The 18,428-nt window shown below is 59.5% G+C and carries 17 protein-coding genes; all 17 read right to left on the reverse strand.

Annotated features, from left to right (window positions below; translation table 11 throughout):
• Positions 1–60: 60 nt before the first annotated feature.
• The 17 genes from AC27VO_RS08250 to lepA all read right to left on the reverse strand — a co-directional run bounded on the left by AC27VO_RS08250 (position 61) and on the right by lepA (position 18,243).
• A complete protein-coding gene (locus AC27VO_RS08250) occupies positions 61–1,179 on the reverse strand; it encodes a hypothetical protein (RefSeq protein WP_488666222.1) in 1,119 nt (372 codons plus the stop codon).
• A gap of 76 nt (positions 1,180–1,255) precedes the next feature.
• Positions 1,256–1,579: a hypothetical protein gene (locus AC27VO_RS08255; RefSeq protein WP_488666223.1), complete on the reverse strand. Its 324-nt coding sequence runs from the start codon at positions 1,577–1,579 to the stop codon at positions 1,256–1,258.
• A 41-nt stretch (positions 1,580–1,620) separates the two neighbouring features.
• Positions 1,621–2,097 (reverse strand): hypothetical protein, encoded by a 477-nt coding sequence (locus tag AC27VO_RS08260; protein ID WP_488666224.1) that lies wholly within the window; start codon positions 2,095–2,097, stop codon positions 1,621–1,623.
• A gap of 119 nt (positions 2,098–2,216) precedes the next feature.
• Positions 2,217–4,019, reverse strand: a complete 1,803-nt coding sequence (locus tag AC27VO_RS08265; RefSeq protein WP_488666225.1) for a methyl-accepting chemotaxis protein — start codon at positions 4,017–4,019, stop codon at positions 2,217–2,219.
• 166 nt (positions 4,020–4,185) lie between these two features.
• Entirely contained in the window at positions 4,186–5,250 is a 1,065-nt protein-coding gene (locus tag AC27VO_RS08270; protein WP_488666226.1) for a 6-phosphofructokinase, read from the reverse strand.
• A 181-nt stretch (positions 5,251–5,431) separates the two neighbouring features.
• Entirely contained in the window at positions 5,432–6,811 is a 1,380-nt protein-coding gene (locus AC27VO_RS08275; protein ID WP_488666227.1) for a c-type cytochrome, read from the reverse strand.
• Positions 6,812–6,824: 13 nt separating this feature from the next.
• Positions 6,825–8,594: a GMC family oxidoreductase gene (locus AC27VO_RS08280; RefSeq protein WP_488666228.1), complete on the reverse strand. Its 1,770-nt coding sequence runs from the start codon at positions 8,592–8,594 to the stop codon at positions 6,825–6,827.
• Between the two features lie 2 nt (positions 8,595–8,596).
• Complete coding sequence (locus AC27VO_RS08285) at positions 8,597–9,295, reverse strand: gluconate 2-dehydrogenase subunit 3 family protein (protein WP_488666229.1); 699 nt, start codon at positions 9,293–9,295, stop codon at positions 8,597–8,599.
• 534 nt (positions 9,296–9,829) lie between these two features.
• Positions 9,830–10,924, reverse strand: a complete 1,095-nt coding sequence (gene nagZ, locus AC27VO_RS08290; RefSeq protein WP_488666230.1) for a beta-N-acetylhexosaminidase — start codon at positions 10,922–10,924, stop codon at positions 9,830–9,832.
• 173 nt (positions 10,925–11,097) lie between these two features.
• Positions 11,098–11,493 (reverse strand): holo-ACP synthase, encoded by a 396-nt coding sequence (acpS, locus tag AC27VO_RS08295; RefSeq protein WP_488666231.1) that lies wholly within the window; start codon positions 11,491–11,493, stop codon positions 11,098–11,100.
• A gap of 66 nt (positions 11,494–11,559) precedes the next feature.
• Positions 11,560–12,348 carry a pyridoxine 5'-phosphate synthase gene (locus AC27VO_RS08300; RefSeq protein ID WP_488666232.1) on the reverse strand — a complete coding sequence of 263 codons (789 nt, stop codon included), beginning with the start codon at positions 12,346–12,348 and terminating at the stop codon, positions 11,560–11,562.
• Entirely contained in the window at positions 12,345–13,106 is a 762-nt protein-coding gene (recO, locus tag AC27VO_RS08305) for a DNA repair protein RecO (RefSeq protein WP_488666233.1), read from the reverse strand. Before recO ends, AC27VO_RS08300 begins: the two co-directional genes overlap by 4 nt.
• Before the next feature lie 95 nt (positions 13,107–13,201).
• Positions 13,202–14,344, reverse strand: a complete 1,143-nt coding sequence (gene era, locus AC27VO_RS08310) for a GTPase Era (RefSeq protein ID WP_488666234.1) — start codon at positions 14,342–14,344, stop codon at positions 13,202–13,204.
• On the reverse strand, positions 14,341–15,024 hold the full coding sequence (gene rnc / locus AC27VO_RS08315; protein ID WP_488666235.1) for a ribonuclease III: 684 nt from the start codon (positions 15,022–15,024) through the stop codon (positions 14,341–14,343). The genes era and rnc overlap by 4 nt, the downstream gene beginning before the upstream one ends.
• The gene (locus AC27VO_RS08320; RefSeq protein ID WP_488666236.1) at positions 15,025–15,381 is read right to left on the reverse strand and encodes a DUF4845 domain-containing protein; all 357 of its coding nucleotides are present in this window, start codon (positions 15,379–15,381) and stop codon (positions 15,025–15,027) included. It abuts the gene before it with no gap.
• Positions 15,382–15,445: 64 nt separating this feature from the next.
• Positions 15,446–16,420: a signal peptidase I gene (lepB, locus tag AC27VO_RS08325; protein ID WP_488666237.1), complete on the reverse strand. Its 975-nt coding sequence runs from the start codon at positions 16,418–16,420 to the stop codon at positions 15,446–15,448.
• Between the two features lie 14 nt (positions 16,421–16,434).
• A complete protein-coding gene (gene lepA / locus AC27VO_RS08330; RefSeq protein WP_488666238.1) occupies positions 16,435–18,243 on the reverse strand; it encodes a translation elongation factor 4 in 1,809 nt (602 codons plus the stop codon).
• Between the last annotated feature and the right edge of the window lie 185 nt (positions 18,244–18,428).

Below are 18,428 nucleotides of genomic sequence, written 5' to 3' on the forward strand. Positions count from 1 at the left end.
ACAACAAATGCTCCAACCTGCTGCCCGATCATAGAGATCGGCAGGCGACTGAGCGTGACATCAGGCATCCGCCCTACCTGGCGCAGCGTTCACATCCTGGGCCAGCGTATTCACGGCGCGCTGCACCTGGGCCATGGCCACAGCAGGCAGCAACAGGCTCCAGTACACCAGCCAGCCGGTGGCAATGCGCACCCGCTGCGTCTGATTCAACACGGCAGCCAGTTGCAGGGGCAACAGCAGTGCAGCCAGTGGCAGCAACAACGATGCCAGGGCTGCAGCCCGGGGTGTCAGCAATTGGGGCGATGGCGCCAAGGCAGCCAGTTCACCGTGGATGCGGTAGTTCCAGTACACCACGCCCAACAGCCCCAACAGCGCCACGCCTGCGGCCCCCCATACCCACCGGCGGGCATGGGCAGGGTCCGTCCAGTCACCAAGTGCCATCTGCCACAGCACACCGCACAGCGCCAGCCCCCCAACCCACAGCAAACCACCCCATGCCGCTGCCACCCCAGGGTGGCGATGGCGCGGCTGCAGCGGGCAATGGCGTGGTGCAGGCACCCCTGCAAACAAGTCCTGGGCACTGGGATGCAGCAGGGGCAGCAACACCAGCACAGCCACAAGGACCACGGTGACCGACCAGAACTGCAGGCTGATATCAGGCCACGTCTGGCTCAGGTGCATGAAGGCGATGCTGCCCGACATGTCCACCACTGCCTTGAGCAGCAAAGCCACTGCCAACACCGTGGCCAGGGCGATGCTGTTGCTGCGCCCACCGCCAAGCCAGGCAATGACCGCCAGCATCACGCCGTAGCTGAGGGCTTCGGCCGCCACCAACTTCAAGGTCAACATGGGCAATGTGGCGCTGCTGAGCGCCCCCGTGGCCCAGGGCAGCAGCACGCCCGCCAACAGCAGCACGGCAATCAGCCAGCGCACCGTGCGGCCACGTACCACCAGCAGCCCCCCAATCAGCCCCGTGACAATGCCCACAGGCAGTGCCCCGCCCAGCACCATGGCGATGTCGGCGTAACCAGCCTGCTCGCGCAAGGTCTGCAAGGCTCCGCTGCGCAGCAAATGGCCATTGAAGGCCACGCACAGCCAAGCGACGATCAGCGCCCAGAAACGGTAACTGCTGACTTGATCGGCAAATGTCCAAGGGCGAATCGAATCGGGTGCATGCATGCCAAGAAACCTGAAAGAAGAATTGAAAAGTCAGACCGCAAGCCAGCGGGCAGCAACGACCATGGCGCGCAGGCGCTCAAGGCCGCAGTGGTGAGTAGTGCTGAATGCGACAAGGACCCGTGTTTTTGCACACGCCATCCAGATAACGGTGGCGCACGGTCACTGTTTGCCCAGGCTTGGGCCATTGCCTGCGGGGTAGCTCGCTCTGATAGTCCAGACTGGCAGGCCGAAATTCCAAGTGTGTCCCAGAGGGGGCACATTCCGCAGCCCCTTGCGCTTGCAGCACTTGCACCCACAGAGTGCGCGTCTGTGCCGCATGCTCCAGCACACGCACCTGGAGATCACAGATCTGCCAAGGTGCCGCCACGGCGGCCCGGCCCACCCATGCCACCATCAGCATGCCCACCAGCCCGCATACGCGGGGCCACTGCGTGCCCCCCATCAATGGGTTTGCGGTGCGTCAGGGCCCGCTGCCTGTTTGCGGGGAATGTCGCCATGGGCAAAGTCAAAGTCCTCGGTCCAGACACTGCCGTGCCAGGCCCAGGGGCTGCTGGCTGTCTCCAAGCTCAGCACCTGCACCCCTGCCAGATCCTTTACCCGGCCTGTGAGCCATTCGACCTGGTCGTCGCGCACAAACACCAGCAGGCCAATGCTCCAGTCACTGTGCGTCACCTGCAGCCGCTGCAGTTGCTCCAGCAGCGGGGCATACCACTTCTCGATACGTTGATTGATGCGGTCCACCAAGCCCAAGGGGTAGCCGGATGCTGTCACCTCCACCACCCAGACTTGCTTTTTGGCGGGGCGCAGCGCCACAAAGCTGGGGCACATCCAGCCAGCGGCCACCTCGTAGTGCGGGGCAATAAACGTGTCGCCATTGGCAGTTAAAAACTGCATCACTGCTTCGTCATGTCGGTCCATGCTGGCCTCTGAAATTATTTTTAATAGCTACCTGCGCCTGACCTGCAAGCGCTGGCGATCTATTTTGCTGATAAAAAAAGGAGCCGCAATGGCTCCTTGTATCGCTTCGTCACAAAGACTCAGAAGGTTTCCCAGTCATCGTCGCTGGGAACGCTAGCCTTGCTGGCCACAGGTGCAGGGCGCAACAGCTTGGGCGCAGCTTCAGCCACTTTGGGTTCTGGCTTGCTTGGCGCTGGTTTGCTGGTGCTGGTGCTGGTGCTGGTGCTGGTGCTGGTGGCTGGCTGGGCGATCGCGGCTTTGGGTGTTGCGGCCCGGGCGCGCAGGCCGGCGGCGGCCATGCTGGGCGGTGCAACGCTGCGTACAGGGGCTGCTGCCACTGCCACATGCCCTACATTGAACACCGCCACCACTTCGGCCAGGCGCTGGGCCTGCTCGTTCATGGAGGATGCGGCCGCGCTCGACTCTTCCACCAGCGCTGCATTTTGCTGGGTCATCTGGTCAAGATTGCTCACCGCCTGGTTCACTTGCGCAATGCCATCGCGCTGCTCGCTCGACGATGCAGTGATCTCACCGATCAAATCCGTCACCCGGCGCACGCTGCTCACAATTTCCTGCATGCTTTCGCCGGCTTGCGCAACCTGCTCCGCGCCCAGATCGACGTTGTTCACACTGGCCGTAATCAGGGCCTTGATCTCTTTGGCGGCTTCAGCGCTGCGGCCTGCCAGGCTGCGAACCTCACCGGCCACCACCGCAAAGCCACGGCCTTGTTCCCCAGCACGTGCGGCTTCCACCGCGGCATTCAGCGCCAAAATATTGGTCTGGAAAGCAATGCCATCGATCACGCCAATGATGTCGCTGATCTTGCGGCTGGACGTGTTGATCTGGTCCATGCTCATGACCACTTGGCTGACCACTTCGCCACCACGCTCCGCAGCTTCTACGGCGGTAGAAGCCAGCTGATTGGCCTGGCGTGCGGTATCGGCAGACTGCGTCACCGTGGCAGTCAGCTCTTCGATGCTGGCCGCTGTTTCTTCCAGGTTCGCCGCCGTTTGTTCGGTGCGTGCCGACAGGTCCTGGTTGCCCGAAGCAATCTGGCTGGCGGCAGAAGACACGGAGTCCACGCCATTGCGGACTTCGCCCACCACCGCACGCAACTTCTGCGTCATGGCGCTCAGGCTGCGCAGCAACTGGCCCAATTCATCTTGGCGGTCATCGTGCACATCGGCCGTCAGATCACCGGCGGCAATGGTTTCCGCCAGCGCCACAGCGCGCGCCAGTGGCTGCGTCAGCTGGCGTACCAACCAGATCGACAGCAGCAGGCCCAGCACCACCACGCCCACCAAAGCTGCACCGCCAATATTCTTGGCTACGGCAAGTTGCGCTTCGCCCTGCTGTACGCCTTTGGCCTTGAGATTCTGCTGCAGCTGCACCATCTCCGTGAGCAGCCCCAGGTATTGCTGCACCGCAGGCACCAGTTGGCCCATGACCATCTGTCCCACATCGCCATCGTTACGGCGCTCCATGCTCACCTGCTCGGACAGCTGCTGCAGCTTTTTGCGCTGCTCCAGAATGCGCGTCAGCTGGGCACGGCCTTCCGGACTTTGTATGCGTCGGTCCGTTTCCTCCAGCAGCTTGGCCGCTTCTACCGAGTTCTTGGTGTACTGCGCGTTGAAGAAATCCATGGAGGCGGCATCCTGGGCCATATTGGCCGCCACCAAGTAGCTGGAAGTGGCTTCTGCATTGCCACTGAGCTGCACCACCAAGCGGATGCGCTCTTCCATATCCACGATGCGATCCCGCATCTGCGTATCCACAGTGCCCAGATACGTTGTCATGCTCAGCCCTGTGGCCAGCATGGTTCCCATCACAGTCAACAACAGCAGCCAGACTTTTTTGGCTACCGACAGATTTTTGAATTGCATAGCAAGCAAGAAAAAAGAAAACCGCCAGCACCTGCGTGCCAGCGGTAGAAGAAATAAGAAACTGCAACAATTACACAGGGTTTACCCATATATTCCAACACAAAGTAACAAATAATTACTTTTTGAGCGATTCTTTGTCACCTCTCCGTCAGCTTGCGTGGGCGCCTCAGCGCAATCGTTCCCCCAAACAGATACCGATATCCCGCGCCATGGTCAGCAGCGGGTGATCTGCCGCAATCTTGCGCTGGGTATTGGCCACGGTGGCAATGGCCACGCTGCCAATCTCTCCGTTTTGCAAGGTGACCATGCGACCGAAATTGCCCGACAGCACCAGCTGCGCGGCATGGTGCCCAAACTGGGTGGCCAGCACGCGGTCAAACGGCGTAGGGTCCCCACCGCGCTGCACATGGCCCAGCACCGTGGTGCGCACCTCGCTCTTCAAATGGGGCTGCAGGCGTTCGCGCAGCACATGGCCCACACCGCCCAGGCGCACTGGGTCTGGGCTGTGCGCTATCGTTTCACGCACGGTCAAGCTGTGGCCACTTTCTTTCGCACCTTCGCCAATGCAAATGATGGTGTAGCGCTGGCGCTGCTCACGCGCCTTGCACACATCAATGATGGCTTGCAGGTCGTAATCAATTTCAGGCAGCAAGATGATGTCTGCCGCCCCGGCAATCCCAGCCTCCAGCGCCAGCCAGCCTGCATTGCGACCCATGGTTTCCACAATCATCACGCGGTGGTGACTGTTGGCGGTGCTTTCAATGCGGCGCAGCGCTTCGGTGGCCGTGGCCACGGCAGTGTCAAAACCAAAGCTGCGTTCGCAGTTGGCAATGTCGTTATCAATGGTTTTGGGCACCCCCACGCATTGCATACCCACCGCATTGGCCAGCCCATACGCCAGGCTCTGCGTGCCATCACCACCAATCGACACCACCACATCCAAGCCCAAGGCCTGCACATTGCGCTGGACCTGCGCCAGCGTGGCTTCGTTCTTCAGCGGGTTGGCGCTGTTGCTGGTGCCCAAGATCGTGCCGCCAATGTGCAAGATGCCCGAGACCTCATCCCAGCCCAGAGGCCTGATGCGAGGCTGCGCCTCCATCAGGCCTTCAAAACCATCCTGAATGCCAATGACGTCACAACCGCCTTGGCTGATCAATGACTTGGTCACGGCACGAATCACCGCATTCAGCCCTGGGCAGTCACCACCGCCCGTCAGTACACCCACACGCATGGAAATGCTCCTTGTTCTGCTCCACACGCGCGCAACGTGGTCTCGTGCTGCGGGGAAAGGTCGCATCATCCCATGGCAACAGCCATTTTCAGCATAAAAAAACCCAGCCGGATGTGCCATCCGGCTGGGTTTCAGAGGCTGTCACATTCAGCCCCCAGGGGCTGAGATGTGCAACGTAGACTTACTGGGCGCGTTCGGGTGCAGCCAGTGCCTGGGTGTGCTTGCGCACCTTGCTGACTTGGCTTTCGCTCACGTCCGAAGCCTGGTTGCCCCAACCCTTGCGCAGGAACGTTGCCAACTGAGCGACTTCGTTGTCGGTCAGGCGGTCAGCGTAGCCTTGCATGGCCAGGTGCATGGGGCGGCGATCGGTCGAAGGCACCGAAGTACCGTTCAGAATCACCGACACCAGCGGGCTGGCATCCTTGCCCAGCACCATGGCGTTACCTTGCAGCTCGGGGAAGATTTCCGCTGCGCCCTTGCCGCTCACAAAGTGGCAGGCTGCGCAGTTATCGAGATACAGGCGTGCGCCCAGCGACATGTCAGGCGATGCAGAAGTCAGCAGCTCGGCTGTCGACTTGCCCGCCTCATCTGCAGGCAGCGCAGGCATGCTGCGGGGACCAACAGCAGCCACTTTTTCAGCCACGGTCTCTACAGGCTGGCCGTCCATGCTCTTCAAGAACACTGCCATGGCGTTCAGGTCGGCATCGGTCATGTACTGCATCGAGTGCTCAACCACCAGCGCCATTTCGCCGTTGGCCACAGCGTGGGCGTTGCGGCCCGAACCCAGGTAGGCAGCAATTTCTTCCGCAGTCCACTTCTGCACACGGGCATCCTTGCCGCGCAGTGCAGGTGCAGACCAGCCATCCACCATGCCACCGGTCAGGAAGCTGGAGTCGCCCAGACGTGTACCGTCTTGCGCCATGAAGGTCGTACGTGGGCTGTGGCAGGCTGCGCAGTGGCCTGCGCCTTCTACCAGATACTGGCCGCGGATTTGCTGCTCATCACCCGCCATGGGCTTGAACTTGGCTTCACCCGACAGGGCCAGCCAGTTCCAGGCACGGATACCGAAACGCATGTTGAAGGGGAAGCTCAGGCTGGTGGCCTGCACTTCATTCTTCACGGGCTTCACTTCGGTCTGGATGTAGTCATACAGCGCACGCAGATCGCTTTCCGTCATGAAACGGTAGTTCTCATACGGCATGGCGGGGTACAGCTGCTGGCCGTGGCCACCGACACCGTCGACCATGGCAGCGCGGAACTGGTCCAGGGTCCAGTTACCGATACCGGTTTCCTTGTCAGGTGTGATGTTGGACGCCCAAATCGTGCCCATAGGGCTGTGAATGCCCAAGCCACCGGCCATGGGCTCGCCACCCTTGGCGGTGTGGCAAGCCATGCAGTCACCGGCACGCATGACGTACTCACCACGACCAGCCTCTGCCTTCCAGTCGGCAGGCAAGGTTTCGTTGGCCGGTGTGGGCTTGAACGGTGCGAAGGCCAGCAACAGCGCCGCGATGATGCCCAGAACGATGAAGGCAATGACAATGCTGAGGATTTTTTTCATGTTGTTAACTCCCTCAGACCAACGGACGTGGGTTCTTCAGATACAGCGTACGGATGGCGTTCACCGTCCAGTACGCCAAACCACCAACCAAGCCTGTGGGGTTGTACTGCGTGTTCTGTACAAAGTTACCGGCACCGAAGACGAACACATTGTGTTTGTCCCAAGCTTGGCAATAGCGGTTCACCACACCTTCGAGCGGGCTGTCCGACATGACGTGACCGCCTGTGTTGTGGGTGGTCTGGTAGGGGCGTACGTCGTACTGAGCACCGGAATTCTTGAAGCCCGATTGCATCAAGTCTGGATTCATAGCCCTGGCCACTTCCTCCACCTTGACCTTCTGGTACTGGGTCATCTTCAGATCGTTTTCCTGCCAGTTGAACGTCATACGCATCAGTGGGCGACCATGTGGATCCTTGTAGGTGGGGTCCAAGTCCAGGTGGTTGTTGCGGTAGGACATGTGCGAACCGTGGGTACCGATGGACATGGAGTGGCCGTACCACTCGCCAATGCCTTGCTTCCAGCCTGCACCCCAGCCTGGAGTGCCCTTAGGCAGAGGCATGGAACGGATTGGCTGACCATTCATGGCACCCACGCGCCAGTAAGCGCCGCCGATGAAGCCCAACTTGCCAAAGTCGTTCTGGTTGATACCGAAGTCATCAATACAGATACCGTTGGAGCCGTGTGCAATGAAGGGGTTGAAGTTGTCGCCCTTGAAGAACATGGTCACGCCACCATTCATTTGGTAGGCGTAGTTCTTACCTGTCACACCGGTGTTGGTCTTGGGGTCGTAAGGCTTGCCGATGCCGGACACCAGCATCAGGTGCACGTTGTTCAGCTGGTAGGACGACAGAATCACCAAGTCCGCAGGCTGGAAGACTTCTTCGTTGGTGTTGGAGTCGAAGTAAGTCACGCCGGTCGCGGTCTTGCCGTCTTCCGAGCTTTCCACGCGCAGCACTTCGCAGTGGGTGCGGTAGCTGAAGTTCTTCTTGCGCTTGAGGGCATCCAAGATCGCTGTCTGGGGCGACGACTTGGAATACTGGTAGCAACCGTAGCGCTCGCAGAAACCGCAGAAGTTGCAAGGTGCCATCTGCATGCCGTAGGGGTTCACATAGGCAGTCGATGCGATACCAGCAGGTGCCTGGAAGGTGTGCAAGCCCATTTGCTTGGCCACGGCTTCGAACTTGGTCGAGTCGTACGTGGCAGGCAGTGCAGGCATGGGGTACTCTTTCGAGCGCCAGCCTTCAAAAGGATTACCACCGGCTTGGATCTGGCCCTTGATATTGCCAGCCTTGCCCGAGATACCAGCCACTTCGTCGAACTGGGTGAAGAAGGGCTCCAGCTCGTCATAGCTGACGGGGTAATCCATCAGGTTCATGCCTTCAGGAATGATGGACTCGCCCCAGCGGTCTTTCACGTAGCTACGCAGCTTCATTTCTTCAGCCTGCGGACGCCACAGCAAGCCATTCCAGTGGGTACCAGCACCACCCACGCCGTTGGCGGGCAGGAACGAACCCATCGAACGGTAAGGCAGTGCGATTTCGCCATCATTGCGGCGCACTGTCAGCGTTGCCTGCTTGGGGCGCTGCATGTTCTTCAGGCGCACACCGTAGGTCAGTTCGTCGATCTGGTTGGGGTACTTGAACTCAGGCACCGTGTTCTGGTCGCCACCGCGCTCCAGGGCCACGATCTCCAGGCCTTCAGCGGCCAGTTCGATACCAGCAATGGAGCCTGTCCAGCCGAGACCAACGATCACGACGTCTTTTTTCTTTTCAATGCGTGCCATGGTTAAGCTCTCTCGCCTTTGATGGATACAGGACCCAGGGGGTACTTCTTGTTGTGCTGACCAATCCATTCGGCGTAGCTAGCGCGGGCACCTGGGAAGCCGATGTACTTCCAGGACTGCATACCGTGGTTACCACCGTGCATGGGGTCGGCAAAGTAGCCTTCCTTGGTGTTGGCCAGCAAAGTAGCGAAGAAGATGCTCAGCTCAGGAGCCAGCTTGATCACACCCTTTTGCAAGGCGGTCAAAGCTTCGTCCTGCTGTGCAGGTGTCAAGCTAGCGAAGTCCTTTTCCCAGCGGGCCTTGCACTCTGCGTTGAATGCAGGAATGGCCTGGCGATACAGCTGCGCAGGGTTGAGGGGGGTTTGCCAGCCACGATCGGGGGTGGCCGTAGGGTCGTGAGGCCCTTCCATGTACCAGAGCTCCGCATTGCCGTAGTAACCCAGCAGCTGGCGGTCAATAAAGACGGGCACATGGGTTTCCAGTGCACCTGGGCCTTCGCCTTCAGAAGGAATCAGGCGGGCCGTAGCCGCCATCACAAACGCCCATTCTTCGGCGTTGAAGTATTCCGGTTTGTACTTATCCAGTTGCACAGCAGCTTGCTTGGCATTGGCATGGAAAGTCATTGCCATGCCAGTTGCAGCTACCCCTGCACCAGAAGCCAGCAAAAAGGTTCTGCGGCTTGGCGGGGAAATATGAGACATCACTTCTCTTCCTACATCGTGTCAAATCAATCCACGCTCCCACCAGAGAGCGTGTCAAGCGTGTTTCAAGCCTTCTTTGGGCCATGTCACACTGCTTTAATCTTCCGATGCTAGGACTCTCGGTTTGTCTTGGCTTTCAACGCTGTACTCAGCAGTCACTTAAGCATGGTCTTTTACAAGACCAAAGACATAGGGTTTACCATTGGTGTACAGATGAAACAATCGATAAATCAATGATTTAGGAAATTCAATTTTCAGAAATTACTGAAAATTCAAACAGAATTTTCAGATGCACTTCATGAATTCGCACAGATTGGCATCACGCCGCAAACGGCTTTTTTCTGCGCAGATATTCCACGAATGCATGCATTACTGACGCCAAACGCATAACTCCCTCAATAAGGATTTGGCACATTCCGCCCCCTGCAAAAGGGCCTCACTGGACCATTCAGACAAAAAAATCCACCGGCACACTCACGTATGCGGGTGGATCGATAAAGCATTCACAGCGGCTTGGCTGCCTGTTGCGCAAGGTCAGGGCAGCAAATCCAGGGCCTGCAGATAAGCAGGCTGGCGCATCAAATCGTCCCAGGGCTGCGGCACGGTTTCGGGCAGCAACGACACGCGGCGTGACTCCGAATCCACATCGGGCTGCCAGCGGCCAGTGCGCAGCGCATCATCCATCCCATCGAGGAATTCATCCACGTGTGCACCCAGACCCAGGCTCTGGTTGCACAGCAGCACCATGTCGCAGCCGGCATCCAGCGCGCGCAAAGCGGCATCGGTATAGCTGATGACCTGGCCATCAATGCGGCGCGCCGCCTCCATGCTCAGGTCATCGCTGAAGATGGCACCGTCATAGCGCAGCTCACTGCGCAGAATGTCTTGCAGCCAGATTTTGGAGAAACCTGCGGGCAACGCATCCACCTTGGGGTAGATCACGTGCGCGGGCATCACCGCCGTCAACACGCTGGACAGCCAGGGGTAAGGCGCCGCATCTTCGGACAGAATCTTTTTGAGCTTGCGCTTGTCCACGGGCATATCGACGTGCGAGTCGGCCTTCACATAGCCGTGACCGGGAAAGTGCTTGCCACAGTTGCCCATGCCCGCTTGCAGCAAGCCGTGCATCAGGCTCTTGGCCAGCGCAGCCACCACGCGTGGGTCGCGGTGAAAGCTGCGGTCACCAATCACACTGCTTTCGCCGTAGTCCAGATCCAGCACCGGGGTGAAGCTGAAGTCCACCCCGCAGGCACGCAGCTCACAGCCCAGCACGTAGCCGGCAGCCGTGGCGGCGTTCATGGCACGCATCGCACCACGGCCTTCGCGGTGTTTTTTACCCTTGCCGTCGTTCATCCACAGCTCGCCAAAGGCACGCATGGGCGGGATGTGGGTGAAGCCATCGGTACGGAAGCGCTGCACGCGGCCACCCTCGTGATCCACGCAGATCAGCAGATCGTCTTTCACGGCCTTGATATCGGCACACAGCTGCACCAGCTGGTCGCGGCTGCCCCAGTTGCGGGCAAACAAGATGATGCCGCCCACCAGCGGGTGCGCCAGGCGATCACGGTCCACATCGGTCAGGGCCTGGCCTGCAATATCGATGATGAGGGGGGCATGAAGTGCGGTCATGGATCTGTACCTTCTCACGAGCGTGTGGTGGCGTCTCGCGCAATGCTGCAAAGCCTCAAGTATGACGGCTGTGCGCCAGCCAGCGCCAGACCTGCGGCATCAAACGTTCAGCGATGTCAAAAAGACCCAGACGATGGCCAGACCAGCCGGAAAAAGCAGCGGCGACATGGCCCCTACCCCTTGCGCTCCACCACGCAAAAGCTCGCGGCGTATTCGCTCTCGTCGCTCATGGTGATGTGCGCGCTCAGGCCCTGGGCCTCAAACCATGTTTTCATCGCACCGTGCAGCACGATGGTGGGTTGGCCGCTGGGCAGGTTGGCAATTTCGCAGTTGCGCCAGGTCATGGGCATGACCATGCCCAGCCCCACGGCCTTGCTGAACGCTTCTTTGGCCGAAAAGCGCGTGGCCAGGTATTTGATGCCGCGCTCGGGCCAGCGGGCGCTGCGCGCACGCCAGACCTGAAGTTCCTGCTCCGCCAGCACTTTGGCGGCAAAGCGGTCCCCATGGCGTTCCACGCTGGCGCGTATGCGGCGAACATCGCAAATATCTGTGCCAATACCGTAAATCATGATGACAAGCCAAATCAGGCTCTAGCCCTTATGCAGAAAGCGCTAGCAGCTCCTGTTTTAAATATTTCAACGCCCGGCGCTTGCCGTGCGCTCGGCCATGCCTTGGTCAATGCAGGCCTGGTAAGCCTTGACGGTACTCGCATAGCCCAGCTCCAGCGCGTCAGCGATCAGCGCGTGGCCGATAGAGACTTCGGCCACACCGGGCACCTGCGCCACAAAGGCCGCCAGGTTGTCGCGGTTCAGGTCGTGGCCGGCATTCACTTGCAAACCCACATCCAGCGCTGCCTGGGCGGCCTGGGCGTAGATGGCCAGTTGCTGGGCCTGCTCGGCCGCACCTTTGGCAGCGGCATAGGGCTCGGTGTACAGCTCCACCCGGTCTGCGCCCACTGCCTTGGCTGCGGCCATTTGCTCGGGCACCGGGTCCATGAACAGGCTCACGCGCACGCCCAGGGCTTGGCATTCAGCGATCAAGGGTTGCAGGCGCTCGGCATCGTGCGGAAAGCTCCAGCCGTGGTCGCTGGTGAACTGGTCTTCGCTGTCGGGCACAAAGGTGGCCTGGTGCGGTTTGACCTGGCGGATAAAGGCCATCAGGTTCTGCGTGGGGTTGCCCTCGATGTTGAACTCTGCCTGCGGCCAGGCTTGCATCAGCGCAGCCAACTCATACACATCGGTGCCGCGAATATGCCGCTCATCAGGACGCGGATGGATGGTGATGCCCTGCGCACCCGCCTCCAGGCACAGCTGGGCCGCGCGCGTCACCGAAGGAATGCCCAGGTGGCGCGTATTGCGCAGCAGCGCAACCTTGTTGACGTTGACGGACAGGGCCGTGCGGCGGGAAGTGGGGGTAGCGGTCATAAGGTTTGCAAATCCATCATCAATTGCCGCGTGCGCAGCAAGCTGCCGCAATGGTATTGCAGCAGATGGCGCAGTTGCGGCTTCAGCGGTGATGCCACCGTGGCGCACGCGCGTACCAGGGCGGGGTAAGCCCCTTCGCCCTGCTCCAGCGCACGCTGCAGCTGCGTCCACTGCTGGCCCGTCAGCGCTGCGCGGTCACTGTCGAGCGCGGGGCGCAGTCCCATCTCTGCCACGAGTACATAAGCCTTTTGTGGCTCTAGACCTTGCAGGGTCAGCGTTTCCAGCTCCAAAGATGGGAGCAGCCCCAGCTCACGCAGCAAAATCAACTCAAACGCGCGCAGCACCGGCTCTATCACCTCTTCGTGCTGGGTGGCCAGCAGCTTGATGACGGCACCGTACACATCGAACAGATAGGCATACGGGTCATCACGTGCCAGCAGACGCATCAGCAGCTCATTGAGGTACATGCCCGTGAGCAGGTTGTTGCCCATGGGCATGATGTGCCCGCCCGCCCACTCCGCGCCTTTGAGCACGTGGATGTCGGCATTGCCATCGCCCGAGAGCGTGTAACTGACTTTGAGCGGCTGCAGCGCCAGCAGCACCGGACGGAAGTTGGAGGTGTGCTTTTTCGCGCCCTTGGCCACCAGCGCCACACGCCCGCGGTGGCGCGTGAACACCTCCAGAATCAAACTGGATTCACTCCAGTCGTAGCGGTGCAGGATGAATGCGGGCTCTTCGCCCACGCGCTTGGCGGCCATAGATGCTTCAAAAACAAAAAGGTCTCAGTGAGACCTTTTCACAATCACGAGGTGTGAAGTGTCGCACAGCGCACCGGCGCCCTGCGACCACGCTTTTATTCGTAACCGAACGACTTCACGCGGACTTCATCGTCGGCCCAGCCCGACTTGACCTTGACCCACACTTCCAAGAACACCTTGGCGTCAAACAGCTTTTCCATCTCCTGGCGCGCTTCCATGGAGATGCGTTTGAGGCGTTCACCACCTTGGCCAATCACCATGGCCTTGTGGCCATCGCGCTCCACCACAATCGTGGCGGCTACACGCATGAAGCGCTTGTGGTGTTTGCTGGGTTCTTCCACAAACTTATCGATCACCACCGTCGAGGTGTAAGGCAGTTCATCGCCGGTAAAGCGGAACAGCTTCTCACGCACGATTTCAGCGGCCATGAAGTTTTCGCTGCGATCGGTCAGCTCGTCTTCGGCGTAGAACCAGGGCTGCTCGGGCAGGTACTTGGCGCAGATACCGAACAGGCGCTGAATGTCATCGCGCTTTTTGGCCGACATGGGCACAAACTCCGCAAACGGATGGCGCTCTTGCATGTTCTTGAGCCAAGGCGCAATCTCGTGGCGGCGACCCACTTCATCGAGCTTGTTGGCGATCAGCAGCGTAGGAATGCCGGGCTTGAACAGGCTCAGCACCTTGGCATCGGCCAAGGTGAAGCTGCCCGCTTCCACCACGAACAAGATCAGGTCCACATCGGTGATAGCGCCCATCACGGTCTTGTTGAGCGACTTGTTCAGCGCGGTGGAGTGCTTGGTCTGGAAGCCAGGCGTGTCCACAAAGATGAACTGTGTCTCTTCCTTCGTGCGAATGCCGGTGATGCGGTGGCGCGTGGTCTGCGACTTGCGCGAGGTGATGGACACCTTCTGGCCCACCAGCGCATTCATCAGCGTGGACTTGCCCACGTTGGGCTTGCCCACGATGGCGATCAGGCCGCAGCGCTGCTCTTCAGGCGCATACACGCGCACAGGGATGGCTGCTTCCGCAGCCTTTTCAGCGGCGATTTCATCGGCACGCGCCACCAAAGAAGGGGTCGCGCCAGGCTTGGCCGCTGCCAGCATGGCGTCCAGCTCGGCCATACTTTGGCCTGCGGGGGTCACATCCGGAAAAGAAGGAATAGCTTGCGAGCCTTTTTGGCCTTTAGCGCTTGCTGCGCCTGCGGTGCTAGCTACTTTTTTCTTCGCAGCATCGGTCATGGGTGTTTCGCTTTCAAAAGGGCCAGCATCGCGCTGGCAGCAGCTTGTTCGCCCGCACGGCGCGATGCACCTGTGCCTTTGGCGCCGAGCTTGAGTTCGGGAATCATGCAAGCCACTTCAAAGGTCTGCTTGTGCGCAGCCCCCGTGATATGGGTCACACTGTATTGCGGCAGGTGCATGCGGCGGCCTTGCAGCCACTCTTGCAGCGCGGTTTTCGGGTCTTTTTCCGCTGCGCGCATGTGGGGGTTGATGTCCACCCCTTCAAACAGGTGGTGCACCAGTTGTTCGCCCGCCGTGAAGCCAGCGTCCAGGTACACCGCACCCAGAATGGCTTCGACCGCATCGGCCAGGATGGAGGGGCGGTCTTTACCGCCGGACTTGGCCTCACCCTCGCCCAAACGCAGCAAGTCGGACAGCTGCAGTTTGACGGCGATCAGGTGCAACGTGCCTTCTTTGACCAGGTTGGATCGCACACGCGAGAGATCACCTTCGGGCAGATCTTTCAAGCACTGGTACAGCAAGCTGGAAATGGCCAGGCTGAGCACCGAGTCGCCCAGAAACTCCAGGCGCTCGTTGTTGTCTGCCGAGAAGCTGCGGTGCGTCAGCGCACGCTGCAGCAAGGCAGGATTTTGGAATTGGTACTGCAGCGTTTGCTGCAGATCTTGCAGGGTGATTGGCACCTATGGGGTCTGATGTGTAAAACGATAAACAAGGTAGGCAGGGCCTACCAACGGGAGAGAGCGCTCGTATTCAAAAGCCACCACGACGCGGTCATTGATCTTGCTGACCTCCAGGTCTTTACCTGTGATGGTCTGGATGTCATCAATCTGCGCGGCGCGGTCAAACGCTGCACGAACCTCGGCCACGGTGCTGCCCTCATTGGCCGCTTTCTGCGCCGCTTTCTTGGCGGCCTGGTATTCCAGGACGATGGGCAGCGATTGTCCGCCAATCGCAAAAACCGCGACGGCCAACACAGCAATCACGACAAAACTGACGAAAGACAAGCCTTTTTGGCTGCGACGAGACGCACAACGCATGATTTCCCTCTCCTCTTAAGAAAAATGGCCGCTCAAAGCGGCCATCCATTGCAGGTGCACTGCCTTAGTTGAAACTACCGATACGCTTGAGGTTACCGAAATTCATCCAAACGAAAAAGGCTTTTCCGACAATGTTTGCTTCTGGCACAAAGCCCCAGTAGCGCGAATCCAGTGAGTTGTCACGGTTATCGCCCATGGCGAAGTAGTGTCCCTCAGGCACCTTGCAGGTCACACCTTCCACGGTGTAGGTGCAGTTTTCGCGGAACGGGAACTCCGATGCGCCCTGAATAAACGCAGGCATGCCCTTGGTGTTGAGCAGCTTGTGCGGCTTGTCACCCAGCTTTTCTTCCAGCTGTGAGAAGTAGCGCATGGCATCGGTGTCAAAGAAGTCCGGCAGATCGGTGGTCGGCACTTCCTGGCCATTGATCGTCAAGCGCTTGTTCAGGTAAGCCACGGTGTCACCAGGCACACCCACCACACGCTTGATGTAGTCCAGCGTAGGTTGTGGAGGGTAGCGGAACACCATCACATCGCCGCGCTGGGGCGCGTTGCCTTCGGTCACCTTGGTGTTGAGCACCGGCAAGCGCACGCCGTAGGTGAATTTGTTCACCAGGATCAGGTCACCCACCAGCAAGGTGGGAATCATCGATCCCGAAGGAATTTTGAACGGTTCAAACAGGAAAGAGCGCAGCACAAACACCACGAACAGCACCGGGAACAGGCCCGCGGTCCAGTCCAGCCACCACGGCTGCTTGAGGATGCGGGTCTCACCTTCGGTGGTGTCCACCATGTCATGGCGCAGACCCTGGCGCTCCAGCTCGGCACGGCGTGCCGTGGCTTCGGCGTTCAGGCGCGCAGCTTCCTTCTTGCGCTGCGGCCAGAAGTAAAAGCGCTCAGCCAACCAGTACAGGCCCGTCACAAAAGTGGCCAGGAACATCAGCAGGGCAAAGTTGCCCTCGATGGCACCGGTGTACCAAGCGCCGATGTAGCCCACAAAGGCGGCCATGATGACCGCAGTGATCCATTGCATGGGTTGCATGCTCTCCCTCTTTATCAGTCTTCGACTTGCAAGATGGCCAGGAAGGCTTCTTGCGGCACTTCCACCGAACCAATTTGCTTCATGCGCTTCTTGCCGGCCTTTTGCTTTTCCAGCAGCTTGCGCTTACGGGTGATGTCACCGCCATAGCACTTGGCCAGCACGTTCTTGCGCATGGCCTTGACGGTTTCACGCGCAATGATGTTGGCGCCAATGGCCGCTTGAATGGCCACGTCAAACATCTGGCGGCTGATGATTTCACGCATCTTGGCCACCACGGCACGGCCACGGTATTGCGACTGGGTGCGGTGGACGATGATGGACAACGCGTCCACCTTCTCGCCGTTGAGCAAGATGTCAACCTTCACCACATCGGAGGCGCGGTACTCCAGGAACTCATAGTCCATGGAGGCATAACCGCGCGAGACCGACTTGAGCTTGTCAAAGAAGTCCAGCACGATTTCGCCCAGCGGCATCTCGTACGTCAACATGACCTGGCGGCCGTGGTATTGCATATTCATCTGCACACCACGCTTTTGGTTGGCCAGCGTCATGACCGGGCCCACATACTCCTGCGGCATGTACAGGTGCACGGTCACAATCGGCTCACGGATTTCTTCGATGCGGCCGACATCAGGCATCTTCGAAGGATTTTCCACGTCGATCAGCTCACCATCACCCTTGAGCACCTGGTAGACCACGCTGGGCGCGGTGGTGATCAGGTCCTGGTCAAACTCACGCTCCAGGCGCTCCTGCACGATTTCCATGTGCAGCAAGCCCAAGAAGCCGCAGCGGAAGCCAAAGCCCAGCGCCTGCGAGACTTCCGGCTCAAACTGCAGCGCCGCATCGTTGAGCTGCAGCTTTTCCAACGCGTCGCGCAGCTGGTCGTATTCGCTGGCCTCGGTCGGGTACAGGCCGGCAAACACCTGGGGCTTGACTTCCTTGAAGCCAGGCAAGGCCTTCTCCGCAGGGCCCAGGTTGTTGGGCAGCTTCTTTTCCAGGGTGACGGTATCGCCCACCTTGGCGGCCTTCAATTCCTTGATGCCGGCAATGATGTAGCCCACTTCGCCGGCCTTGAGCGAGTCGCGCGGCGAGTTGGAGGGGGTAAACACGCCGATGTTGTTGGCTTCATAGGCAGCGCCCGTGGCCATCATCTTGAAGCGCTCACCCTTTTTGAGCTCACCGTCCACCACGCGCACCAGCATCACGACGCCCACATAGGGGTCAAACCAGCTGTCCACGATCATGGCGCGCAGCGGGCCATCCGGGTTGCCCTTGGGTGCCGGCACTTTGGCCACAATCGCTTCCAAGATGTCGTCAATGCCCATGCCGGTCTTGGCCGAGCATGGAATGGCATCGCTGGCATCAATACCGATCACGTCTTCGATCTCGGCCTTGGCATTGTCTGGATCGGCCTGGGGCAGATCCATCTTGTTGAGCACGGCAAACACTTCCACGCCCAGATCCAGCGCGGTGTAGCAGTTGGCCACGGTCTGGGCTTCCACGCCCTGCGACGCGTCCACCACCAGCAAACCACCTTCACACGCGGACAACGAGCGTGAGACTTCATACGAGAAGTCGACGTGACCGGGGGTATCAATCAGGTTGAGGTTGTAGACGTTGCCGTCCTTGGCCTTGTATTGCAGCGCTGCCGTCTGCGCCTTGATGGTGATGCCACGCTCTTTCTCGATGTCCATCGAGTCCAGCACTTGCGCCTCCATCTCACGCTCGGCGAGGCCTCCGCAACGCTGGATCAGTCGGTCCGCCAGGGTCGACTTGCCATGGTCAATATGCGCAATGATGGAAAAATTTCGGATGTGCTTCATCAACGATAAGCGTTTGTAATTAAAGGGGAAAGCGTGCTCAAGGCAAGAAAAAAGGGCGCGTCAGCTGTGACGCGCCCCGAACCAACAATCTCTGGCAACTGCGATTGCTTGGATGATCGATTGTAGGCAAAACCGCCCAAAAACCAAGCATCCATTTGCTATGACTCGGGCATTCGACAATGCTA

This window comes from Comamonas sp. 14P8.1.4 (assembly GCF_057799285.1).